The following is a 23,061-nucleotide window of genomic DNA, read 5'->3' on the forward strand; positions in this document are numbered from 1 at the left end:
GGGCGCGGCGGGCGCGCCCGGCCGGGCGGCGGGAGCCACGGGTCATCGGCGGGCCGGCCGCCCGCCGGAGGCGGCTGCTCTCCCTGTGCCGTGGTGTCGGCCACGGCGCCCGGTGCCGTCATCCGATCCCCCGCGCCGTGGAGGTGGCGGGGACGGCGGCGTGTCCGGCGCGCTTCGCCGTCACGGTGAGGGTGATCGGATGCCCCGGGGCGCCGCTGCTGTCCGTACCGGCGCCGGGCGTCACCTCCATCGTGCCGAGGGTGTCCGCTCGGGCGCCGCCGGTGCCGAGCGTGATCGCACCGGCGGCGAGCAGGGGCGCGAGTGCGACCGACAGGGGCCGACGCGCGGTGGGGAACTTCATGGTCGGTGTGTCTCCCCGGCTCAGACGTTCGGGGTGTCGGTGACGGGGAACTCCTCGCGCCGGCGTGCCCGGCGGACGACGGTGACACCCGCCGCGACGAGGGCGGCCGACACCGCGCCCAGCACGGTCGCGTCGGCGCCGGTGGCCGCGAGGGAGCCGTTGCCGCCGCCCGTACCGCCCGAGCCGCTCGAACCGCCGCTGACCTCGGTCGTGATGCCCTGGGAGCCGCCGTCCGGGGTCGCGGTGTCCGTCGGGCTCGCGGTGTCGGTCGGCGAGGCGGTGTCCGTCGGCGACGCGGTGTCCGTGGGGCTCGCGGTGTCGGTCGGCGAGGCGGTGTCCGTCGGCGACGCCGTGCCGGTCGGGGAGTTGGTGGTGGAGGGCGACGAGGAGGAAGGCGGCGTGGAGGGGCCGGCCGGGTCGGTGTCCCGGTACTCCGTGTCGGAGGTGAACCAGATCGGCGCGGTGAAGTCCCCGAGGCTGGTGCCGTTGAAGGCGGTGCGGCAGATCAGCGTGAAGTCGTAGCGGCCCTGCAGCGTGGTGAACCCGGCGAGGTTCGCGTAGTCCCGCATGGTGAAGGTCAGCGGCACCTTGATGCCGCCGCCCGGCGTGGTCCCGTACGTGGTGAGCGGCGAGTTGCTCACCACGTTCTGGCCCTCGGCCGGGAAGCCCGAGCCCTTCACCGTGACCATGAGGTTGGTCGCCGTCTCCGGGCAGACGGCCGACGTGGTCAGCTCCATCAGGCTGACGTCCGTTCCGGTGTGCGGGGCCACGTCCATCGAACCGGCGGGCTCGGCATGCGCGGCGCCCGCGGCGAACAGCGCGGCCGCGCAGGACACCGCCGCCAGCGAGCCGATGACGACGGCGGCCGGCCTGGTGATCAATGTGCTCGGCATGGTGGGTCTCTCCTCAGCAGTGGATGCACGACATGAGTGCGTGGGGTGGGTGTGGTGGGGGTGCGGGGCGTGGTCAGTCGTCCGTGGCGGACGCGGCGGCGGCGCGAGCCCGGCGGCCGCGCGCCCAGTGGGCGGCACCCGCGACGAGCGAGAGGAGGGCGACCGCGAAACCGGCCACCGACCAGGCGGCGAACGAGGTGCCGGAGTTCCGGGGATCCGCGTCGCCGGCAGCGGCGGCGGGCGCGCCGGCACCGTTCGCGGGGGCGGTGGGCATCACCGAGGCCGCGTCGCCCGCGCCCGCCGCGCTCCCCGGTGCAGCTCCCTGCGTTCCTGCGCCCGTACCGCCCCCCGACGCGGTCGGCGGTACGGGCTGTCCGGACCGCCCGGGCGCCTTCTCGCCCTGGGCGGTGCCCTCCACGGCCGCGACGGACGTCCCGTCCCGGTACGCGTTCTTCGCGGTGAACCGCAGGGATCCGGTGAAGTCCCGCAGGCTCGTCAGGTCGAAGGGGCCCTTCAGACAGCTGACCGTGAAGGTGTAGGTGCCGCGCAGCGCCGTGAACCCGGCCCTGCTGGCGTAGTCCCGCATCGTGAAGGTCAGGGGGATCGCGAGACCGCCGCCCGGCGCCTGCGGATACGTGGCGAGGGGCGCGTTGCCGACGACGATCTGGCCGCCGCGCGGGAATCCCGCTCCGGTGACGCGGGCGATGACGTTGGTGGTCTTCGCGGGGCAGGGTCCGGCGGCGGTGAGGGTGATCGGCTCGGCGTCGCTTCCCCGCGCGGGGGTGACGGCCAGTGGCCCGTTCTCCGCCGCCCGTGCGCCGGCCGGGGTGCCGGCCACGATCGCCGCGGCGGCCAGCACGACCGCCGCCAGGCCGGCGGCCGACGAGGCGAGGCCCTGGGTCGCGGCGGCTTCGGTGCGGCGCTGCCCGGAGGGGCCCCGCATCGGTCCGCGGCGCCGACGCCTTCGGACGAGGTTCAGCGTCAGGAGCACGGCGACGGCGCACAGCACGATCAGCAGCGTCCACGGCACGGCCGGAAACGCGGCGGTGCGGGTGACGCGCGGCAGCACGCGGTGCTTCACGTCGCCCCGTACGGGCTCGGGGTCGACGGTGACCGTGGTGGTGTCGCGCACGGTGGGGCGGACGCCGGTGGCCGAGGTGGTGATCTTCAGAGAGGCGCCGGGGAGCAGTTCGGTGATGCCGCGGACCTTCGCCACGTCGGCCTCGCCGCCGAGCGCGTCGCGCACGTGCACCGCCTGACGGGCCGCCAGCCGGACGTTCCCGATGTTGCGCACGGTGTACGTGACGGTCGCGCTGCCGGTCCCGAAGGGGTTCGTGGTGCCGTGGTAGGTGGTGTGCAGGTCCTCGACGGCGAGCTGGGAATTCAGTTCGCCGGAGAGCCGCAGATAGATCCGGGCGCCGACCCGCTGGTCGACCGAGACCTCGTTGCCCTTCTTGTCCGTACGCACCGCGGACAGCGACGCGACGATGCCCCCGGTGTGGTCCCCGGGGGTGGCGTTGCGGGGGACGGTCATCGTGAAGGGGACGATCACGTGGGAGCGGCGGGGCACGCTCAGGACGTTCCTGCCGAGCTTGACCCAGGCGCCGACATCGGTCGGCTTGTGGTCCGCCGCGAACAGGTCGAAGCCGCCGTCGGCCGTGGTGAAGGCGTCGCCCGCGTACACGCGGAGCGTGAGCGGCCTGTCGGAGTAGTTGAAGACGGCGATGTGGTCCTTGACGACGGCCCCCGGGGTCGCCCCGTACGAGAAGTTCGGCCGCGCGTCGGGCTTCTTGGCTGCGGAGGGCTGGACGCCGAACGTGGTGCGCCCCTGTCCGCCGTCGCTCTGCCGGGTGGCCGGGACCGGGGATGCGGCCGAGGCGGCTGCGGCAGTGGCCGGGAGGACGGCGATGAGGCCGGCGGCGAGCGCGGCGGCGATTCGGCGGGCTGAGGTGGTGATCATGTCGGGTCGTCCGATCGGGCGCGGAACGGCGGGGCGGAGGTGTGACCGGGACGGGCATCGCTGCCCGTCCCGGTCGGGGCGGCATGACCTGGGGGTGGGGCCGCCCGGAACCATCCGACGGGGTCAGATGGCCGTCAGGGTGAGCGTGGCCGTGTAGGTGCCGGCCACGGTCGAGGTCGGCGCGTTGAGGGCGAGGTCCGCGCCGAGGTGGGCCGTGCCCAGACCGGCGCCCGTGGCGAGGGAACGGGAGGACTTGAGTCCGGCCGTGCCCGCGTCCGCGGGGTCGACACCGTTCGCCGCGGCGACCGCCGCGCCGGCCGTGACGGTCTGGGACGCACCCTTGTCGATCAGCTTCGGCGTCCAGCCGAGGTTCTGACCGTTGATCTTGTGCGTGCCGCCGTCGGAGAAGTCGGCCACCTGACCGCTGACGGACCAGCCGGGGTTGCCGGCGCGGGTGTCGGTCAGCGTGACCGCGTTGATGGCGCCCGTGGTGGCCAGCAGGTCGCCGTTGGCGTTGAGCTGCGGGGAGGGCAGGGTGACGTGCGGGTTGTCGACGCTGATGACCAGCGCACCGGCCTCTACGGTCGTGGTGATGTCCTGCGAGGCGGTGACACCGGCGAAGGCGCCGACGACGTACGCGACCGCGGCGGAGTCGGAGCCCAGGTAGGCGGCAGTGTTCGCCGGCACGAAGGCCGCCGAGAAGGAATGGTCGCCGGGCGCCAGGCTGCTGGTGGTGAAGGTCGCCTGGCCGGCGGCGACCGGCACCGTGGCCAGCGTGGTGGTCGTACCGCCCGTGGTGTCCTGGAACTTGACCGAACCGGCCGCCGCCGCGGGCGCCACCGACGCGGTCATGGTGACCGGGCTGAACTGCGGGGCGGTGCCCGCGGGCGAGACGGCCAGCGCGGTGGTGGTCGGCGTCGCCGGGGCGGCGTTGACCTGGTACGAGACGGCGCTCGACGTGGACCCGTTGTAGGCGGCGCTCGACGGCGAGAAGGCGGCCGTCAGCGAGTGGGTGCCTGCGCCCAGGTTGCTCGTGGTGAGCTGGGCCTGGCCGCCGGAGACGGTCACCGGGCCGCCCAGTGCCGCGCCGTTGTCACGGAACTGCACGGTGCCCGCGGCGCCGGCCGGGCCGACGTTCGCGGTCAGCGTCACCGGGGTGCCCGCGGTTACCGGGGCGGCCGGGGAGACGGCGAGGGAGGTGGTGGTGTCGGTGACCGCGGAGGGGTCGGTGTTCTGGTACGTCGTGTTGGACGTGAACCAGACCGGGCCCGGGAAGTCCCCGAGGCTGGTGGGGTTGAAGGCCGTACGGCAGGTGACGAGGAAGGTGTACTTGCCCGTCAGGTTGGTGAAGCCGGCCGTGTTGGCGTAGTCACGCATCGTCTGGGTGAGCGGGATGACGAGCCCGCCCTCCGGGGTCGATGCGTACGTCGCGATCGGCGAGTTGCCGACCACGTTCTGGCCTGCGGCCGGGAAGCCCGAACCGGTCACCGTGACGATGACGTTGGTGGCGCTGTCGGGGCAGGGGCCCGACGTGGTCAGCGACATGCTGGAGGTGTCGGAGCCGGTCGCCGGGGTGACCTCGGCGGTACCGATTTCGGCGGCGTGCGCCGCGGGGGCCAGGAGCAGGCCGCCCGCCAGCACGGCCATCAGGCTCGCGAGGCCACCCGCCAGGCTCCGCGAGAGTGAGTTCTTCCACACAGTCGTGCTCTCCTTCTGGGAAGGATTCGGAAGTGGCATGAGCGTTGCGTCGGACATGGGGGGTTGGGGGTGCTTCGGAAGGCGGCCGGGAAGGGCGCGCCGCCGGAGCGTCAGGGGGTCTGCTTGCTGGTGTCGCCGCAGTTCGCGTTGGTCGCGAAGCCGTACGTGTTGATCACGCCCTGCTGCTGGCAGACGAGGGAGTTCGAGCCGACGAAGACCGTGCTCCACGGCGCCGTCCCGATCTTGCTGGTCGGGATGACGTTGTAGACGTCACGCTTCACACCGAAATTGCTGTTGAGGGTGTTCGGCGCGAGACCGTCGACGGTGCCGAGGATCGCGAGGCCGCGGAGGTCCGCGATCGTCTGCGAGGCCTGCGAGTTGTACTGCGCGATGGAGAACGGGACGATCGACTTGTCGTCGAGGACACGGCCGTCGTGCTCCTGGACGGGAGCGCCGCCCTTGGCGTCCTTGATGCAGGGGTAGACACCGGCGACCACGTCGGCCTCGGTGATGCCCATCGTGGACTGCCAGAAGCTGCGGGTGCCCGAGCCCGCCTGCGGCAGGTAGACCGTCAGGCTGTAGTTGGGGCCCTGGCCCACGTAGTTGGCGTCGCAGTGGTAGATCGCCTTGAGGTCGTTCAGGGTGAGCTTGCGCGGCACGGCGCTGGTGGGCGTGATCGCGTAGCTCACGGCATCCACGGCGAACGGCACGTACGTCAGCCCGGGGTTCGCGGCGCCCAGGCTGAGGCTGGAGGACCGGGAGAAGTCGAGGCAGCCGTTGTTCGCCTGCAGGGAGTTCAGCAGGGCGGTGCGACCGGCGCCCGAGCCGTTCGGGCGGTTGATGGTGCAGCCCGGGGTGGTGGCGGGGTTCTTGGTGGTGATCTGGGCCGAGCCGGTGGCGTCGTACGAGCCGATGACCTTCTGGCCGCCGATGGTGATGGCGTTGGCCAGGCCGTTCATCACGTCCTGGGTGGTGTCGGAGCCGACACCGGAGAGCTGGCGGTGGGGCGGCGGCCCGGAGGGGTCGGCGACGGCCTGGCTCGCGCAGACGCTGCCGGTGAGCAGACCGGCTATGCCGACGGCGGCAATGGCTGTCTTTCGCTTGTTCACGTGCGTTACCTCTCGGATAGGCTTTCGCCGGGTGATGCCCGGCGCGTGTTCGGACAGTTCGTTGGCGCGGACCTGTCGGTTTTTCGGGTTCGGGCATCACCCCCCTTGCTTTCCTGAGGGCGTGGCCCCGGCACGCCGGGCCGCGATTCCCGCCGACAGCCGCGGCACCACCCGGGGAAGCAGGTGGCCGCCGGCCGCGGCGGCGAGCCCGACGACGAGGGCGGTCAGAAGGGCGTAGCGCACCGCTCCGAGCGCCCAGGCCGGAGTGCGGAGGAGCGGTTCCCCGGAGGCGGCGGCGGGTGCGCCCGGCGAGGGCTTCCCCGAGGGCTGCGCGGCCGCCGCGGACGGGGACGCCACGGCGCCTCCGGCCGCGCCCGGCTGCCCGCCCGTCGTCCCGGTGCCGCCGCTCGTGTTCCCGCCGGCTGCCGCACCGCCGCCGGAGGAGTCCGGGCCCGCCGCTGAGCCGCCGGAATCATCGCCGGGGGCGGGCGAGGCGCCTGCCCGGGACGCGATGGCATCGGCCGCGGCACGGGTCTGCGCGCGCAGGCTCTGCGGCAGCGGGGCATATCCCTCGGGGAGGGTTCCGGCCGCCACACCCGGCTGCTGGCCGGCGCCCGCCGCGTACTTCAGGAGCGCCGCGTAGTCCCGGCCCTCCTCCTTGGTGAGCCGCTCGGGCACGGTCGCGGCGTAGGAGAGGAGGGTGAGCGGGTAGGCGTCCCGGGCATTGGTCATCGGGTCGGGGCTCAGCACTCCGTCGACGCCGCTGGGCTTCATCGCCTTCTGGCCGGCGAGCAGTCCGGCCTCGTCCGGGCCGACGAAGCGGCCCGCGGCGTTCTGGAGCTTGGCCGTCACCAGCCCGTAGCGGCCGGCCGTCGCCGTGTCGGTCACGGCGAGGACCGCCCGCTGGCCCGCGGTCTGCGGCGGGGTCTTCTTGTAGCCGGGGGGCGTGCTGGTGCCGTCCCAGTTGGCCCGGGCCAGGGTGTCGCCGCGGGAGGCCGCTCGGGCGGCCGTGTGCATGTCGGAGGCGTACGGGTGCTTGTCCTGGATGCACAGGGGATGGTCCGGGTGGTCCGCGAACGGCTGGCAGAACGGGTCGCTCTTGGGGAAGTCGCTGATCGGCAGGTCGATGCCCCGGTAGTGCGGGTTGACCTTCATCCCCGAGAAGGCGGGGTCGCCGTGACGCCCCTCGTTGTCCGGGGTGCCGTCGAGGAACTCCCGGGCGGCCGGGTCCTGGTCGACCCAGTTCCACAGCTGCCCCGTCGCGTCGGACAGTTCCTCCGCCACCAGCGCGTCGCCGAGGCTGGAGCGGTACTCGAGGTCCTTGTAGGCGGGGTTGTGCTTGAGGAACTCCTGGTCGTACACCAGGTTGAAGGGGTTCTCCGCGGTGCTCGGCGCCAAACGCGAGTTGCCGTCCTGGTAGGACTCGGTGAGCAGCTTGGCGACGAGCCGCGGGGTGAGGTTGAGGCTGGTCAGCCGTGCTCCGTTGCGTGCCTTGACCTCGGCGGGCGCGCTGGAGCGGGCCTGGCTCTCGACGAAGAAGCCGATGGTCAGCCCGGACAGCGCCACGGGCGCGTAGACGGGTTTCGGTCCCTCCGGAACCTGGTCGCCGGTGACCGGGCGGCCCAGGAACACCATGCCGGGCGCGTCGGAGACCAACTGGCCGCGGGCCGTTTCGTCGGTCACCTTCGCGTAGCCGTAGATGGTCCGGCTGCCGGTCTGGCACAGGGCCGGCTGCCAGCGGATGACGGCCTCGGCGATGATCTCGTGCCCGAGTGCGCTCCGTTCGTCGGCGCCGATCGGGCAGAAGCTGCCGATCGGTTCGAAGCGCAACGGCACGACGAGGCGGTGCTGCCAGTTGCTCGCGCTGAGCGGCGACGACTGCAGCTGTCCGCTCGACTGGGCGCGGTACGAGCTGCCGTCGACCTCCGTCTCGCCGCGCGGCACGACCACCAGCCAGCAGGATCGTCCCGGCGACCCGTTCGAGGAGCCGGCCTGCACCTCTCCGCAGCCGAGACCCGGCGCCTCCAGCGCCGTCTGGGCCTCGAAGTACACCTCGCCCTTGCCGTCGGGGCCGCTGCGGGCGTGGGCGACTTCGTTCGTGGTGTTCACGTCGTAGAAGTCGTTCCAGTTCCCCTTCGTGCTCACATCGCCGGTGACGGACTTGAAGGGGACGTACGAGATGCCGGTCTCGCCCGCCGGGGGAAGCTGCTGGGCCGGGTCCTTGAGCCCGCCGTACGTCAGCTGCCGGGTGTTGGTGAACGCGCCGGCGGAGTTGCCGAGTTCCTGTGCGGACGTGCCGCCGAACTGGCACTGCTCGGGGCTGGGTCCCGCGGCGTCGTCCCCCCAGCACTGCATGATCTGGAGGTAGTTGGCGGCGTAGTTGGTGTCCGGGACCGTGGGAGCGGCGCCCTGCCAGCTGATCTTCACGGCCTGGTTGACCAGGTTCCGGGTCTGGCCGACCGTCACCTTCAGATTCGCGTGGGGGCCCTGTCCGGAGACGGTCACCGCGGATCCCTCCCCGGCTGCGGCCCGGTCTGCGGCGTCCGCCGGCCATGGCGCAGACGCCAGCACGGCGGTGCCGATCACGGAGAGCATGACGAGGGCGACGGTGACCGACGTCGCGAGGAAGCGGCGGAGCGCTGCGATCACGACCGGCCTCGCTTCAGCCGCCGGCCGATCAGCGGCGGTCCGACGGTGATCGCCACCAGCAGCACGCCCGCCACCGCCATGAGCACGGTCCGCGTGCCGCCGCCGATGCCCCTGGAGGTCGTGACCGGTACGGCGAAAGCGTCGCCGCTGCCGCCGGCCGCCCCGCCGCTGTCCCCGATGACCTGGCCCGTGTCCGGGTCGATCGTGGCTCCACCGGGGCCGCCCGTGGCCCCGCCGCTGCCGGTGCCGGTCGTCGTACCGCCCGTGCCCTTGCCGCCCGCGCCGGCGGTCGCACCTCCCGAGCCGGTGCTGCCGCCGTTCGTGCCGCCCTGGGCGGAGCCCGACGAACTGCCGCCGGAGCCCGAGCCCGAGCCCGAGCCGTTGACGGTGGTCGGGGTCTTGGCGCCGCCCGTGCCGGTGGAGCACTGCGTCGGGCCCTTGAAGTCACAGGCGGGCGGGTAGGGCGCGGTCTTGGCCAGCGTGTTGGTGCCGTCGCTGGAGAAGGTGGGGTTGTGGCAGTTCTTGATGTTGATGTTCTCGGGGTTCACGCCGGGGATCTTGCGGACCTGCTGGAGCCCGGCCTCCACGAGGTTGATGGGGAGCGGTGAGTAGCCGAGACGGTCGACCCGCTGCTGCCCCTGGCAGAGGAAGTAGTACGCGAAGGCCCCGAGGGTCTTGCCCTTCTGGGCGTTGAAGTTGGACTCCAACTTGGTCGGGATGATCATGTAGCTGTAGCTCGACAGCGGATAGGACCGCTTGTCGGTGTCGTTGTAGACGCCCTCGAGCTTCTGCGTCAGATACTCCGGCGAGGAGGGGTTCTCCTCGATCCTCGCCTTCGTGAGCGCCACCGCCACGTTCTTGGCGGTCGGTTCGGTGTAGTACCCGGCCTCGTTGAGCACCTTGGCCACCGGGAAGTGGGTGGTGTACACCGCGAAGGAGTACTCGACGTAGGTGATGGTGCCGACGTTGCCCCTCTGGGCGACGTAGCCGGACACTCCGTTCGAGCCCGACTGGCCGACGAAGCCGCTGCCCGGAACGATCGGGAAGTTCGACGTCTCCCCGCACGGAGTCTGGCGGCCCGCCCTGCGGCAGTAGTCGTCCCACAGGGATCTGTGCTTCACGCTCAGCCACTTGGTGAACTGCGCGCTGGTGCCGGAGCCGTCGGAGCGCACCACGGGCACGACCCGGCGGGCGGGCAGCGCCGAGGCGAGCGCCGGGTTGTCGGCCTTGATCTCCGGGTCGTTCCAGGTCTTGATCTGCCCGGTGAAGATCTTGGCGACGACCTCTCCGGACAGCCGGAGGTTGGTCACCCGCCGGTTGCCGATCATGAGGTTGTACATGAACGAGGTTCCGCCGGCCACGATCGGCATGTAGGCGTACTTGCGGGACGGCGGCGAGTCGACGACGCCCGAGTCCTTGATGCCGTACGGGATCTCGGAGACGCCGTAGTCCACGGTGCCGTTCCGGAACTGGTTACGGCCGTCGGACGACCCGGTGGGGTTGTAGTTGACCGTCATGCCGTACTGCTTGACGTTGGCCTTCCACTGATCGAGGGCGTTCTGGCTCCAGGTGGATCCGGCACCCGAGATCGGGACGTAGGTGGCGGCGACGGCGGGCTCGGCGCCCGGCATCGCGACGCCGAGCAGGAGGGCGGCCACGAGAGCGAAGGCGGTCACGACTCTCGGGAGGAGGCGTGCTGTCGTTGCCGGAGGCGATCCGGGCATGGCTGGTGACTCCTGGTCGGTGTGGTCTGGTCGGTACGGGGCGGTGCACGGCGGTGCGGGTGCGGGACGCGTTGCGCGGCGTCCGGTCACTCCGGGGGCCGGACGGAGGCGTCGGACGGGCCGGGCGGTGGGGCGGCCGTTGCCGGGAAGCCCCCGGGCGCCCCGGCTGCCTGGGTCCTGAGCCGGGCGCGCCGGGCCATGCGCTCGGCGTCGCGGCGCGAGGCCACCACCCGCCGGTGCTGCTGGTTGCGGCTCAGCTCGCCGGGACCGCGACCGCCGATCACGCGGGCCACCACGAACAGCATCAGCACGATGACCATCAGCAGGGCGGCGGAGCCGAACCCGCGGGCGATCAGGCTGGGCTGGGGGGACCCGACGAGTCCGAACGTGGCCAGCGGCAAAGAGACCTGCGGGCCGCTGAACGGATTGGCGTTCAGGCCCGTCGCGAGGCCGGAGGTGAGCAGCACCGGTGAGGTCTCGCCGATCCCCCGGGCGGTGCCCAGGATCACCGCGGTGGTGAGCCCGGAGCGCGCGGTGGGCAGCACCACGGTCCACACCGTGCGCCACTGGGAGGCGCCCAGGGCGTACGACGCCTCGCGCAGCGAGCCGGGCACCAGCCGGATCACCACGTCGGCGGCCCGGATGACGATGGGGAGCATCATCACGCTGATCGCCAGCGCGGCGGCGAACCCGGACTTGTCGACGCCGAGGATGAGGATGACCGTGGCGTAGATGAAGAGTCCGGCCACGATCGACGGCAGCGCGGTCATCGCCTCGACGATGGTCCGTACGAACCGGGCGTATCTGCCGGGCACTTCGTTGAGGAACACCGCGCACGCCAGTCCGAGCGGCACGGTGATCACCAGCGCGATGGCGATCTGCTCCAGCGTGCCCACGATCGCGTGGACGACACCGCCCTGGCTGAGCGGCTGCAGCGGACCGGTGCTCGACATGTCCTCCACGAAGAAGTTGAGGTGCACCAGGGCGGGCCGGCCGCGCCACAGGGTGTAGCCCACCACCAGGACCAGCGCCGCCAGCAGGACCAGAGCGAGGCTCAGCCACAGCACCGCCGCGACCTTGTCGCGTACGGTCACGCCGCTCTCGTCGAAGGAGACCAGCGCCGCGTACAGGCCGAGGAAGAGGACGTACGCGAGGACCACGAAGCCCAGGGCCGAGTCGAACGGAGCGATCCAGACGAAGAGGAGAACCGTCAGCGCCAGCGAGCCCACGGCCGCGCCGGCCAGGGCGAGGAGGTCCGAGGCATGCAGGGTCGAGGTGTTCCTGCGGACTTCGGGGGACGCGTCCTCGGGTGCGCCGACCGCCGGCCGCACGGTCGTCGGCGGCTGCACGGGCGCGTCCTTCATGAGTTCGGTCATCTCAGGCCTCCGCCCCGCTGCCCGAGCGGCCGCGTGCCGCGACCGAGGAGGCGATGAAGTTCACGACCAGCGTCATCAGGAACAGCGCGAGTCCCGCGGCCATCAGGGCCGACATGCCGAACTCGCTCGCAGAGCCGTAGCGCAGTGCGATCAGCGCGGACACGGAGTTGGTTCCGTTCTGCAGGACGTGCCACTGCACGACGAAGACCGGAGAGATGATCATGTAGACGGCGATGGTCTCGCCGAGGGCCCGGCCGAGGCCCAGCATGGTGCCGCCGATCACGCCGCCCCAGCCGAACGGCAGGACGACGGCGCGGATCATTCCCCACTTCGTCGCCCCGAGCGCGAAGGCTCCCTCGCGCTCACCCGGAGGCGCCTGCGAGAACGTCTCCCGCATCACCGAGCAGGCGATCGGGGTGACCATGAGCGCCACGACGATGCCGGCGATGAAGCTGGAGGACGTGTAGACCGTCGTCGTCTGCAGCGGGTCGGTCGGGTCGGCCCCGTCGACCGCGAAGATCGGGATCCACGAGAAGTACGTGGAGATCCAGCGGGAGAGCCCGACGATGTACCCCTGCAGGAAGAAGGCGCCGCAGAGGCCGTACACCACGCTCGGCACGGCGGCCATGAGGTCGACGAGGCTGACGAGGGACGACTTCAGCCGACGGGGCGCGTACTCCGAGATGTAAAGCGCGGTGCCCAGCGCCAGCGGTACCGCGATGCTGATCGCCACGAGGCCGATGAGCACCGTGCCGGTGAGGACCGCGGCAATGCCGAAGTTGTGCGAGTCCGGCTCCCACGCGGAGGTGGTGAGGAAGCCGAACTCGGCGACACCGAGCGCCTCGGACGCACGGTAGGTCAGGAAGACCCCGACCAGCAGCATGACGGCCAGGACCACGGCCCCGCTGCCCCGCGCCCCGCCGCGGAAGAGGCGGTCCGCGAGCGCGCCCCTGCCCCGCACCGCACGCGGCGCGTCGACGGGCTCGGGCTCTGGACCGGGATCGGACGGGTGCCCGATTCCGGACACGACCACGGTCATCACGCACCCGCCCCGGCCCGGACGCCGACCGGCCTGCCGGCGTGACCGTCGTCGTCGGACTCTGCCCGCGTAGACCTGGGCCGCGCGGGACCCCGCTGCAATGCACCGCGCTGCCGCGGCAGGTTCGGCATCCCCTCGGCCAGCTGTGCCACCGGGACCGCGGCGAGGAACTGGTTGAGGTTGAACTGGCATTCCCGCTGGCGCAGATAGGGCCGTCCGGCGACCGCGAACACCCGCCCCTCGATCTCCACGCGCCATGTCCAGTTGCTCGCCGCGTCCGACATGCTCATGAGCACCCGGGCCCCCGCGACCTTCTCCCGCAGCTCGCCCACCGCGGCCTGGCACTCCGCGAGGCTGCCGAACGCCTCGGCGCCGCGACCCAGTTCACGGTTGTTCGCACCGACCAGCCGCCATCCGACGGGCTTCTCCCCGCCATCCGGTCTCTGCGGCGATACGCGCACCACATACAAGAAACGTGCATGAACCATCGAAACCACCCCCTTCCACTTCCACCCCGGCGCTATCGCCACAGGTCGGAAGATCTCCCCAAGCGCACCTGACGCTCGCGGGTTGTGAAGGGCCTGTGTGCACAGAAAGGTGAAGGCCGAACGGAGGGAAAATGAATGGGAGGCTCGTTAGAACCCAAGGTAATCGTGATCAAGGCCTTGATGACGCTGCGCGGATCCCGGGCCCTCGATGACGGTGCGTCAGGGACTTACCGGCTGCGGCGCGCGGCCGACTCCTCGATCGCGGCGACGAGCCGATCGGCGAGCGCGCGGACGTCCGGCAGGAGGTCGGTCCAGTCCTCCTCCGCGTCCCCGGCATGGATCGCTCGCGCGCGGACCATCGCCGCCCAGTAGACGCCGGAGTAGTCCTTCTGGCCCTTGTACCAGCGGAACGTCCGCCACGGGACAGCCGACTGGAGCGATACCGCCGCCGCAAATCCCAGGGTGCCGTCTTCCGCGGCCCGCGCCGCGGGGAGATGTGCGCCCTGCCCTGGCCTGGCCTGGCCGCAGGTCGGCCTGACCGGCTCGTGGTTCCGCATCTCCGCGCAGATCGTTGAGATCGCCTACCGCCAGTACGACGAGGCCCCGAAGCAGAACAGCGTGCGGACCGTCACGCTCGACTCCCAGACGCGCGAGCTGTGGCAGCAGTGGCGGTTGCGCCAGGACAGGGAGCGACAGCAGTGGTCCGGTGAGAAAGCGTGGGTCGAGACCAACCGGGTGTGGACCCACGAGTACGGCGAGCCCCTTCACCCCGACTGGATGAGCCGGAGACTCAAGCGGCTCGTTGAGCTGTCCGGGCTTCCCCCGATCCGCCTGCACGACACGCGGCACCTGTCGGCAACGCTGGCGCTGCTGGGGAAAGCAGACATCAAGGTCGTCCAAGAGCGATGGGGCACAGCTCCCGCCAGATCAGCTCGGACATGTACACAAGTGTCTGCCTCAACTCATGACGGCCGAGGCGGAGTCGACGAGCGCAGTCGTGCCGCGCCCCCGAAAGGCACGCCCAGGACGGGACGAGCCCCAGTCGAAGGCCCAGGAAAAAGGCCCGGAGGCCGACGACGATGGTCCGGACGAGGGAATGCACCCCGCCGCGTGACCCGCGTCCTCAATTTGTCCTCACGATCATGACACCATGACCAGGACGGGCCGCCAAGACCCTGCTGCACTCGCCTCCGGCCAGCAAAGTTGCTGGTCAGAACGTTTCTGCACCACTGGGCTGTGGTGGGGCGGGTGGGACTCGAACCCACGGCCGACGGATTATGAGTCCGCTGCTCTAACCGGCTGAGCTACCGCCCCTAACGGCGCGTCGCGCACATTTGTGCGCGCCGTCTGCCGCAGCATAGCCGCTCATACGATCTCCTGCCTCGGATGGTCGGCGTCGCTCCGACCATGAGGACTGCACTGCCGCCTGCTCGGTTCCGGAAGCCGGGGAACACATGGAAAGAGGACCCCGCAGGGTCCTCTTCCTCGGCCGCTCCCCCGACTGGACTCGAACCAGTAACCCTCCGGTTAACAGCCGAATGCTCTGCCAATTGAGCTACAGGGGATCGCGCTCCCCCGACTGGACTCGAACCAGTAACCTGCCGGTTAACAGCCGGCTGCTCTGCCAATTGAGCTACAGGGGATTGCTGCGTGTGCACCGAACGTACCTACCCCGGGCTTCCCGGGCGGCGCTCGCTCGCTGCGACACATACATTAGCGCAAGCAGGGGGGTGCTCCGCCAATCGGTTCCCCCCGTGACCTCGTGACCTCAGATCCCGGCGTCGGGGACGACGCAGGCGAAGGGTGGCAGCGATGCGATACCGGATCACGTTCATCGCCGGAGTGGCCGTCGGTTACGTGCTCGGGACCCGGGCCGGGCGCGAGCGTTACGAGCAGCTGAAGAAGTCCGCCCGGGAGTTCACGCAGAACCCGGCCGTGCGCAACGCCGCGGAGTCCGCCGCGCAGACGAGCCGCGAGGTGGCGGAGAAGGCGTACCACGTGGTGAGCGAGAAGGTCGGGGACCATGTGCCCGACTCGGTGGCCGAGCGGGTGCGGTCCCTGCGGGAACGGAGTCAGGGCGGCGCCGAGGACGACTGGGGTACGACCAATACGTGAGCGGAACCGGGAGGCCCGGGCGGCGGGCCGGGCCCGGGACCGCAGGGCGGGCCGGCGTCGCTCCGACCGTCCCCGGTCCGCCGCCGGCGCCCGAGTGCGGCAGAATCTAACGGCATGGGGATAGTCGCCGGGCTGGACAGTTCGTCCACCTTCACTCGCATCGTCGTCTGCGACACGGACACGGGCGCCGTGCTGCGCCAGGGCTACGCACCGCACCCGGTCGAGGCCAAGGCGAGCGACGTCGATCCACAGGCGTGGCTGCTGTCGTTGGGCGAGGCAGCCGCCGGCGGGCTGCTGGAGGGCGTGCAGGCCATCGGTGTGTCGGCGCAGCAGCACGGACTGATCCCGCTCGACGCGTCCGGGGCCCCGGTGCGGGCCGCGGTCGTCGGGAACGACAAGCGGGCGCAGGTCGCGGCGGCGGATCTGATCGAGGCGCTCGGCGGTCGACAGGCCTGGGCCGAGGCCGTCGGATGCGTACCGCAGTCGGGGCTGCCCGTCGCGAAGCTGCGCTGGCTGGCGCGGACCGAGCCCGAGGCGGCCCAGCGCACCGCGCTGGTGATGCAGCCCCACGACTGGCTGGTGTGGCAGCTGCTGGGCAGGCCCGTGCGCCGGACCACGGACCGGGGCGGGGCATCGGCGACCGGGTACTGGTCGGCGGGTACGGGCTCGTACCGCCCGGACCTCGTGGAGATGGCGCTCGGCCATCAGGCCGCGCTGCCCGAGGTACTGGGGCCTTCCGATGCCGCCGGGACCACTCCCGAAGGGCTGCTGATCTCCGCGGGCACCGGCGAGACCATGGCCGCCGCGTTCGGGCTCGGGCTCGGTCCCGGTGACGCGGTGGTGTCGCTCGGGGCCTCGGGTTCCGTGATGGCGGTGCACCACGAGGCACTCACCGACCCGTCCGGAATGATCACCTCCTACGCGGACGCCACCGGTATGCACCTCCCGGTCGTCCACACCCTCAATGCCGTACGGGCCCTGCGGGGCACCGCCGAGCTCCTGGGCATCGAGGACCTGGACGAACTGTCCGCGCTCGCGATGAAGTCGACCCCGGGCGCCTCCGGTCTCGTACTGCTCCCCTATCTGGAGGGCGAGCGCACCCCGCATCTGCCGCACACCGCGGGCACCCTCACCGGGCTGCGGCGCGAGTCGATGAAGCGCGAGCATCTGGCGCGCGCGGCCTTCGAGGGCATGCTGTGCGGGCTCGCCGACGCGCTGGACGTGCTGCGCCGACGCGGCGTGGACGTGCGGCGGGTGTTCCTGCTGGGGCAGGCCGCGGAACTGCACGCGGTGCAGGCGGCGGCGCCGGCGATCTTCGCCGCGCAGGTCGTCGTACCGCAGCCCGCGGACTACGCGGCGCTCGGCGCGGCCCGGCAGGCGGCCTGGGCGCTCGGCGTCGCGCAGGGCACGCTCGCCCCGCACACCCCGCCGGCCTGGCAGGGGGCTGCGGCGCAGATCTTCGAACCGGGCGACGACCTGCCGGTGGGCCAGGCCGTGCGGCAGCAGTACGTCGCGACGCGGGAGCAGGTGCACCCGGGGGCGTTCGGCTCCTGACGGACCCCGGGACGCCGGTCGCCAGGACTCCGGGACGCCGGGACGCCGGTCGGGACGTCAGGACTCCGGGACGCCGTGAGTGCGCGCCCGCGCCCCCGGCCTTCGGCCGTCGGGAGTGCGCGTCTTCTCGTGGGTGCGCGTTCTTGACCTGGGTTTGGCGAAATCCTTTGGGCAGCGGGTCGTGGAGTGACGCAAGATTGGGGCGACTCCACGATTGTGCCGACCCGAGAGACCTTGGCGTGCTCATAAGACTGCTCCAAACGTTCCTGCGTCCGTACCGCAAACCCCTCGCCCTGCTGGTGGCTCTGCAACTGCTGCAGACCAGCGCCACCCTCTATCTGCCCACCCTGAACGCCGACATCATTGACAACGGTGTCGTCCGGGGCGACACCGGCTACATCCTGGCCTTCGGCGCGCTGATGGTCGCCGTGAGCATCGTCCAGGTCGTCTGCAACATCGGGGCCGTCCACTACGGAGCCAGGACCGCGGCCGCGCTCGGCCGGGACGTGCGGGCCGCCGTCTTCGACCGCGTGCAGTCGTTCTCGGCCCGCGAGGTCGGGCATTTCGGGGCGCCCTCGCTCATCACGCGCACGACCAACGACGTCCAGCAGGTCCAGATGCTGGCGCTCATGGCGTTCACACTGATGGTCTCCGCGCCGATCATGTGCGTCGGCGGCATCGTCCTGGCTCTGGCCCTGGACGTACCGCTGTCGATGGTGCTGCTCGCGGTCGTGCCGGTACTCGGCATCTCGGTGGCGCTGATCGTGAAGAAGATGCGGCCGCTGTTCCGGACCATGCAGGAGAGGCTCGACACGGTGAACCGGGTGCTGCGGGAGCAGATCACCGGCAACCGCGTGATCAGGGCGTTCGTGAAGGACCCGTACGAGGAGGAGCGGTTCCGCGGCGCGAACGCCGAGCTGACGGATGTCTCCATGTCGACCGGACGGCTCATGGCACTGATGTTCCCGATCGTCATGACGGTCGTGAACGTGTCGAGCATCGCGGTCGTCTGGTTCGGTGCGCACCGCATCGACAGCGGCGGGATGCAGATCGGCGCGCTCACGGCCTTCCTCGCCTATCTGATGCAGATAGTCATGGCCGTGATGATGGCCACCTTCATGTTCATGATGGTCCCGCGCGCCGAGGTGTGCGCCGAGCGGATCCAGGAGGTCCTGGAGACCGAGTCGAGCGTCGTCCCGCCGGCCCGGCCCGTGCGGGAACTGGCACGCCACGGCCATCTGGCGGTACGGGGAGCGCACTTCCGCTACCCGGGTGCCGAGGAGCCCGTCCTGCAGGACGTGGAGCTTGTGGCCCGGCCGGGCGAGACGACCGCGATCATCGGGTCGACGGGCAGCGGCAAGTCGACGCTGCTCGGACTCGTCCCGCGGCTGTTCGACGTGACCGGCGGCGAGGTGCTCGTGGACGGCGTGGACGTACGGCAGCTGGACCCGGCGCTCATGGCGCGGACCGTGGGGCTCGTGCCGCAGAAGCCGTACCTCTTCTCCGGCACGGTCGCCACGAATCTGCGGTACGGGAATCCCGACGCGACCGACGAGGAGCTGTGGCACGCGCTCGAGGTCGCCCAGGCCGCCGACTTCGTCCACGCACTCGACGGCGGGCTGAACGCGCCGATCGCACAGGGCGGCACCAATGTCTCCGGCGGGCAGCGGCAGCGGCTCGCGATCGCGCGGACGCTGGTGCAGCGGCCGGAGATCTATCTCTTCGACGACTCCTTCTCCGCCCTGGACTATGCGACGGACGCCGCGCTGCGCGGCGCGCTGGCGCTGGAGACGGCCGAGTCGACCGTCGTGATCGTCGCCCAGCGGGTGTCGACCATCCGTGACGCCGACCGGATCGTGGTCCTCGACGAGGGCCGGGTCGTGGGCACCGGTCGCCATCACGAGCTGATGGAGAGCAACGAGACGTACCGGGAGATCGTGCTCTCCCAGCTGACCGAGGCGGAGGCTGCCTGATGGCGGGTCCTGGCGGACGCATGATGATGGGCCAGTCCGGCGAGCGGTCCATGGACTTCAAGGGTTCGGTCAAGCGGCTGCTGCGGCAGCTCGCCCCGGAGCGCCGCACCCTGTGGCTGATGCTGGCGGCCGCGGTGCTCAGCGTGGCCCTCTCGGTGGTCGGACCGCTGATCCTCGGAAAGGCGACCGACCTCGTCTTCGCGGGTGTCGTCGGGCGCGACCTGCCGGACGGCACGACCAAGGATCAGGCCGTCGAAGGTCTGCGCGAGCGGGGCGACGGCGGGCTCGCGGACTTGCTGTCCGGAGTCGACTTCACCCCGGGCCACGGCATCGACTTCACCGCGGTCGGGAACGTCCTGCTGACGGCGCTCGTGGTGTACGTGGCCGCGGGGCTGCTGATGCTGGTCGCGACGCGGGCCTCGATCCGGGTGATCAACCGGACCGTGTACCGGATGCGTGAGGACGTCCAGACGAAGCTGTCGAGGCTGCCGCTGTCGTACTTCGACCAGGCCAAGCGCGGCGAGGTGCTGAGCCGCGCGACCAACGACATCGACAACATCTCGCAGACCATGCAGCAGTCGATGGGCCAGCTGATCAACTCCCTGCTCACCATCGTGGGTGTGCTGGCGATGATGTTCTGGATCTCACCGCTGCTGGCGCTGGTCGCGCTGGTGACGGTGCCGCTCTCGGTGGTCATCGCGGCGAAGGTCGGCAAGCGCTCGCAGCCGCAGTTCGTGCAGCAGTGGAAGTCGACGGGCCGGCTCAACGCGCACATCGAGGAGATGTACACCGGCCATGCGCTGGTGAAGGTCTTCGGACGGCAGCAGGAGTCCGCGGCCGACTTCGCCGAGCAGAACGACGCGCTCTACGAGGCTGGGTTCCGGGCGCAGTTCAACAGCGGGATCATGCAACCGCTGATGTTCTTCGTCTCGAACATCAACTATGTGCTCGTGGCCGTGGTCGGCGGGCTCCGGGTCGCCTCGGGCACGCTGTCGATCGGTGATGTGCAGGCCTTCATCCAGTACTCGCGGCAGTTCTCGATGCCGCTGACGCAGGTCGCGTCGATGGCGAACCTGGTGCAGTCGGGCGTCGCATCGGCCGAGCGGATCTTCGAGCTGCTGGACGCCGACGAGCAGGAGCCCGACCCGGCGGGCGCGGTCAGTCCCGAGAAGCTGCGTGGCGCGGTCGCGCTGGAGAAGGTGGCGTTCCGCTACGACCCGGAGAAGTCGCTCATCGAGGATCTGTCCCTGGAGGTCGAGCCGGGTCACACGGTCGCGATCGTCGGCCCGACCGGCGCGGGCAAGACCACGCTGGTGAATCTGCTGATGCGGTTCTACGAGGTGACGGGCGGCCGGATCACCCTCGACGGGGTCGACGTCGCGGCCATGTCGCGGGACGACCTGCGGGCCGGGATCGGCATGGTGCTGCAGGACACCTGGCTGTTCGGCGGGACGATCGCCGAGAACATCGCGTACGGGACGTCCGGCAAGGTCACGCGGGAGCAGATCGAGGAAGCGGCGCGTGCGGCGCACGCCGACCGTTTCATCCGCACGCTGCCCGACGGCTACGACACCGTCATCGACGACGAGGGCTCGGGCGTCAGTGCCGGCGAGAAGCAGCTCATCACCATCGCGCGGGCGTTCCTGTCCGACCCGGTGATCCTGGTGCTCGACGAGGCGACGAGCTCGGTCGACACCCGTACCGAGGTGCTGATACAGAAGGCGATGGCACGCCTCGCCCACGGGCGGACGAGCTTTGTGATCGCGCACCGGCTCTCGACGATCCGGGACGCCGACGTGATCCTGGTGATGGAGAACGGTTCCATCGTCGAACAGGGCACGCACGAGGAACTGCTGGCGGCGGAGGGCGCGTACGCACGGCTGTACGCGGCGCAGTTCGCGCAGGCGGTCGTCGAAGTCGACTGATGCGTACGGGAGATCGGGTCCGGCGGGAACGCCGGGCCCGGTCGACGGGCCACGGTGAGGCAACGGCGGGGACAACGGGGAGGGCCGGGACCATGGGGAAGGGCGCGGGGCACGAGGAGGGCGGTCGGACGGGCGGCCGCCAGGCGACGGGGCTGGGGATCTCGCTGGGCATGTCCTTCGGAGTCGCCTTCGGGCTGTCGACGGACAACCTGGCGGCGGGCATCACGATCGGGACGGCCCTCGGCGTCGCCGTGGGTGCGAGCATCGACGCACGGACGGAACGGGAGGGGCGGACCGCCCCGCCCACGGACTCCCCCGACGACGGCCGGAACCGCTGGACGGCCGGTCCCGCGGGCCGGTGGGTCCGGATGGGCAGTCAGTCCAGACAGCCGGTCGGCCCGGATGAGCGGCCGGTCCCGCGGGCCGGTGGGTCCGGATGGGCAGTCAGTCCAGACAGCCGGTCGGCCCGGATGAGCGGCCGGTCCCGCCGATCGGTGGGTCCGGATGGGCAGTCAGTCCAGACAGCCGGTCGGCCCGGATGAGCGGTCAGTCCAGATAGCCGCGCAGCTGGTCGGCGAAGGCGTGGTCCCGCAGCTTGTTGAGGGTCTTGGACTCGATCTGGCGGATGCGTTCGCGTGTCACGCCGAAGATCCGTCCGATCTCCTCCAGGGTGCGGGGCCGCCCGTCGGCCAGTCCGTACCGGAGCTGGACCACCTTGCGCTCGCGCTCGCCGAGCGTGGAGAGCACCGCTTCCAGGTGCTCACGGAGCAGCAGGAACGCCGCGGACTCGACGGGCGATGCGGCGTCGCCGTCCTCTATGAGGTCGCCGAGCGCGACATCGTCCTCCTCGCCGACGGGCGCGTGCAGCGACACCGGCTCCTGGGCGAGGCGCAGGACTTCGCCTACCCGCTCGGGCGCCAGGTCGAGCTGGGCGGCGACCTCTTCGGCGGTCGGCTCGTAGCCGCGCTCCTGCAGCATGCGGCGCTGGACGCGCACGACGCGGTTGATGAGCTCGACGACATGGACCGGGACCCGGATGGTCCGGGCCTGGTCGGCGAGGGCCCGCGACATGGCCTGGCGGATCCACCAGGTCGCGTACGTCGAGAACTTGTAGCCGCGTGCGTAGTCGAACTTCTCCACGGCCCGGATCAGCCCGAGGTTGCCCTCCTGGACGAGGTCGAGCATGGTCAGCCCGCGGCCGACGTACCGCTTGGCGACGGAGACGACGAGGCGGAGGTTGGCCTCGATGAGCCGGCGCTTGGCCATCCGGCCCATGACGACGAGTTTGTCGAGGTCGACGGCGAGCTGCGAATCGAGGTCCGGGGTGCGCTTGAGCTTCTCCTCGGCGAACAGGCCGGCCTCGACGCGTCGGGCGAGCTCCACTTCCTCGACGGCGGTGAGGAGCGGAATCCGGCCGATCTCACGCAGGTACTGCCGGAAGAGGTCGGACGAGGGCCCGCTGCCGGTCTCCGCGCGCCCGCCCCGCGGCGGCTCGGGCGGTTCGGGCGCCTCGGACAGTTCCGGCACCGCCTCGGCGTCCGGCGGCGGTGGTGGTTCGTTCTCGGGGTGGTGCGCGGCCCGGCTCTGCGGTGGAACCGCCGTGACCGTATCGGCTTCTGTCAGGGTCTGGGTCTGCACGGTGGCGACCTCCAGGGTGGGCGCTGCCGGTTCGGGGGCAGGCGGCAGCGGGACGGGGGCGGCGGCCGGGCCGCTGTCCGTCCCGTACACGATGAGCGGATCCGCGGGGGTGTGTGGCCCACCTCCGGTGGACCGGCCGCGCTCCGAGGACTCAGGCACCGCACCCCAGTGTGGGGTACGACACATCTCTGCCACGAGGGGCGTGCGGTGACTTTTTGAGTCCGGTCCGTGACCGGGCGGTTACGGGGCTGCCTCATCCGGGTGCGGGGTGGCGCGGGCATCCGGGACGCTCGGCTCCAGGGGGTGGAGCCATGCGCACCGCATGGGAGCGGCGCGAGATTCGGTACCCGCTGCGCCGAGCTCCTGGAGGAGATCTTCAAGGCCCACGACTCGGCCTGGTACGCCACGAACCCCGTGCTGCTGAGCGTCTTCGAGGATCCCGACGGCGAGCGGGAACGGGCGGGCTTCCGCGCCGAGTGTCCGCACCTCGCCGACGAGTACGGGGACTACCGCGAGCGGCTGCGCGCGGCTCTCGCGCCCACCTTCGCCGGCCGCTGAG

At 71.3% G+C, this 23,061-nt stretch carries 18 protein-coding genes and 3 tRNA genes; 6 read left to right on the forward strand and 15 right to left on the reverse strand.

The features are described 5' to 3' along the window. Positions 1-118: 118 nt before the first annotated feature. The 14 genes from ABT078_RS26410 to ABT078_RS26480 all read right to left on the reverse strand — a co-directional run bounded on the left by ABT078_RS26410 (position 119) and on the right by ABT078_RS26480 (position 14,940). Positions 119-361: a hypothetical protein gene (locus tag ABT078_RS26410; protein ID WP_351231842.1), complete on the reverse strand. Its 243-nt coding sequence runs from the start codon at positions 359-361 to the stop codon at positions 119-121. 20 nt (positions 362-381) lie between these two features. Continuing rightward, a complete protein-coding gene (locus ABT078_RS26415; protein WP_351231844.1) occupies positions 382-1,254 on the reverse strand; it encodes a hypothetical protein in 873 nt (290 codons plus the stop codon). 73 nt (positions 1,255-1,327) lie between these two features. Next, entirely contained in the window at positions 1,328-3,214 is a 1,887-nt protein-coding gene (locus tag ABT078_RS26420) for a WxL protein peptidoglycan domain-containing protein (RefSeq protein ID WP_351231846.1), read from the reverse strand. 123 nt (positions 3,215-3,337) lie between these two features. Next, entirely contained in the window at positions 3,338-4,912 is a 1,575-nt protein-coding gene (locus ABT078_RS26425; RefSeq protein WP_351231848.1) for an Ig-like domain repeat protein, read from the reverse strand. Between the two features lie 110 nt (positions 4,913-5,022). Then, complete coding sequence (locus ABT078_RS26430) at positions 5,023-6,021, reverse strand: substrate-binding domain-containing protein (RefSeq protein WP_351231850.1); 999 nt, start codon at positions 6,019-6,021, stop codon at positions 5,023-5,025. A 96-nt stretch (positions 6,022-6,117) separates the two neighbouring features. Next, positions 6,118-8,670 (reverse strand): hypothetical protein, encoded by a 2,553-nt coding sequence (locus ABT078_RS26435; RefSeq protein WP_351231852.1) that lies wholly within the window; start codon positions 8,668-8,670, stop codon positions 6,118-6,120. Next, positions 8,667-10,346: a phosphate ABC transporter substrate-binding protein PstS gene (pstS, locus tag ABT078_RS26440; protein WP_351231854.1), complete on the reverse strand. Its 1,680-nt coding sequence runs from the start codon at positions 10,344-10,346 to the stop codon at positions 8,667-8,669. Before pstS ends, ABT078_RS26435 begins: the two co-directional genes overlap by 4 nt. 134 nt (positions 10,347-10,480) lie before the next feature. Further along, positions 10,481-11,770, reverse strand: coding sequence for a phosphate ABC transporter permease PstA (gene pstA / locus ABT078_RS26445; RefSeq protein WP_351231856.1), 1,290 nt, complete (start codon positions 11,768-11,770; stop codon positions 10,481-10,483). Position 11,771: 1 nt separating this feature from the next. Continuing rightward, complete coding sequence (pstC, locus tag ABT078_RS26450) at positions 11,772-12,809, reverse strand: phosphate ABC transporter permease subunit PstC (RefSeq protein ID WP_351231858.1); 1,038 nt, start codon at positions 12,807-12,809, stop codon at positions 11,772-11,774. Beyond that, positions 12,809-13,297, reverse strand: a complete 489-nt coding sequence (locus tag ABT078_RS26455; RefSeq protein WP_351231860.1) for a hypothetical protein — start codon at positions 13,295-13,297, stop codon at positions 12,809-12,811. Before ABT078_RS26455 ends, pstC begins: the two co-directional genes overlap by 1 nt. A 227-nt stretch (positions 13,298-13,524) precedes the next feature. Beyond that, on the reverse strand, positions 13,525-13,854 hold the full coding sequence (locus ABT078_RS26460; RefSeq protein WP_351231983.1) for a hypothetical protein: 330 nt from the start codon (positions 13,852-13,854) through the stop codon (positions 13,525-13,527). 680 nt (positions 13,855-14,534) lie between these two features. Then, positions 14,535-14,611: transfer RNA gene (locus tag ABT078_RS26470), tRNA-Ile, on the reverse strand. A gap of 178 nt (positions 14,612-14,789) precedes the next feature. Further along, positions 14,790-14,862 (reverse strand) — tRNA-Asn (locus ABT078_RS26475). 5 nt (positions 14,863-14,867) lie between these two features. Further along, positions 14,868-14,940 (reverse strand) — tRNA-Asn (locus ABT078_RS26480). Positions 14,941-15,109: 169 nt separating this feature from the next. On the opposite strand from ABT078_RS26480, the gene ABT078_RS26485 reads away from it, so the two are divergent. The 5 genes from ABT078_RS26485 to ABT078_RS42825 all read left to right on the forward strand — a co-directional run bounded on the left by ABT078_RS26485 (position 15,110) and on the right by ABT078_RS42825 (position 21,406). Further along, positions 15,110-15,412, forward strand: a complete 303-nt coding sequence (locus ABT078_RS26485; protein WP_351231862.1) for a YtxH domain-containing protein — start codon at positions 15,110-15,112, stop codon at positions 15,410-15,412. A gap of 114 nt (positions 15,413-15,526) precedes the next feature. Then, positions 15,527-16,966 (forward strand): FGGY family carbohydrate kinase, encoded by a 1,440-nt coding sequence (locus tag ABT078_RS26490; protein ID WP_351231865.1) that lies wholly within the window; start codon positions 15,527-15,529, stop codon positions 16,964-16,966. A gap of 239 nt (positions 16,967-17,205) precedes the next feature. Next, positions 17,206-18,939 (forward strand): ABC transporter ATP-binding protein, encoded by a 1,734-nt coding sequence (locus tag ABT078_RS26495; protein WP_351231867.1) that lies wholly within the window; start codon positions 17,206-17,208, stop codon positions 18,937-18,939. After that, entirely contained in the window at positions 18,939-20,864 is a 1,926-nt protein-coding gene (locus ABT078_RS26500) for an ABC transporter ATP-binding protein (RefSeq protein ID WP_351231869.1), read from the forward strand. Before ABT078_RS26495 ends, ABT078_RS26500 begins: the two co-directional genes overlap by 1 nt. Before the next feature lie 92 nt (positions 20,865-20,956). Continuing rightward, positions 20,957-21,406 (forward strand): glycine zipper domain-containing protein, encoded by a 450-nt coding sequence (locus ABT078_RS42825; protein WP_502981332.1) that lies wholly within the window; start codon positions 20,957-20,959, stop codon positions 21,404-21,406. Positions 21,407-21,410: 4 nt separating this feature from the next. On the opposite strand, the gene ABT078_RS26505 is transcribed toward ABT078_RS42825, so the two are convergent. Then, positions 21,411-22,661 carry an RNA polymerase sigma factor gene (locus ABT078_RS26505; RefSeq protein ID WP_351231871.1) on the reverse strand — a complete coding sequence of 417 codons (1,251 nt, stop codon included), beginning with the start codon at positions 22,659-22,661 and terminating at the stop codon, positions 21,411-21,413. A 69-nt stretch (positions 22,662-22,730) separates the two neighbouring features. On the opposite strand from ABT078_RS26505, the gene ABT078_RS26510 reads away from it, so the two are divergent. Then, positions 22,731-23,060, forward strand: a complete 330-nt coding sequence (locus tag ABT078_RS26510; protein ID WP_351231873.1) for a hypothetical protein — start codon at positions 22,731-22,733, stop codon at positions 23,058-23,060. The last annotated feature ends 1 nt before the right edge of the window (position 23,061 follow it).

This window comes from Streptomyces sp. NPDC002133 (assembly GCF_040296405.1).
Taxonomy (GTDB): Bacteria; Actinomycetota; Actinomycetes; order Streptomycetales; family Streptomycetaceae; genus Streptomyces.

What these genes read in the sequence shown, in the direction of transcription:
- ABT078_RS26410 (WP_351231842.1), bottom strand. Translation starts at nt 361, where the DNA reads ATGAAGTTCCCCACCGCGCGTCGGCCCCTGTCGGTCGCACTCGCGCCC.
- ABT078_RS26415 (WP_351231844.1), bottom strand. Translation starts at nt 1,254, where the DNA reads ATGCCGAGCACATTGATCACCAGGCCGGCCGCCGTCGTCATCGGCTCG.
- ABT078_RS26420 (WP_351231846.1), bottom strand. Translation starts at nt 3,214, where the DNA reads ATGATCACCACCTCAGCCCGCCGAATCGCCGCCGCGCTCGCCGCCGGC.
- pstA (WP_351231856.1), bottom strand. Translation starts at nt 11,770, where the DNA reads ATGACCGAACTCATGAAGGACGCGCCCGTGCAGCCGCCGACGACCGTG.
- pstC (WP_351231858.1), bottom strand. Translation starts at nt 12,809, where the DNA reads ATGACCGTGGTCGTGTCCGGAATCGGGCACCCGTCCGATCCCGGTCCA.
- ABT078_RS26455 (WP_351231860.1), bottom strand. Translation starts at nt 13,297, where the DNA reads ATGGTTCATGCACGTTTCTTGTATGTGGTGCGCGTATCGCCGCAGAGA.
- ABT078_RS26460 (WP_351231983.1), bottom strand. Translation starts at nt 13,854, where the DNA reads ATGCGGAACCACGAGCCGGTCAGGCCGACCTGCGGCCAGGCCAGGCCA.
- ABT078_RS26485 (WP_351231862.1), top strand. Translation starts at nt 15,110, where the DNA reads ATGCGATACCGGATCACGTTCATCGCCGGAGTGGCCGTCGGTTACGTG.
- ABT078_RS26490 (WP_351231865.1), top strand. Translation starts at nt 15,527, where the DNA reads ATGGGGATAGTCGCCGGGCTGGACAGTTCGTCCACCTTCACTCGCATC.
- ABT078_RS26500 (WP_351231869.1), top strand. Translation starts at nt 18,939, where the DNA reads ATGGCGGGTCCTGGCGGACGCATGATGATGGGCCAGTCCGGCGAGCGG.
- ABT078_RS42825 (WP_502981332.1), top strand. Translation starts at nt 20,957, where the DNA reads ATGGGGAAGGGCGCGGGGCACGAGGAGGGCGGTCGGACGGGCGGCCGC.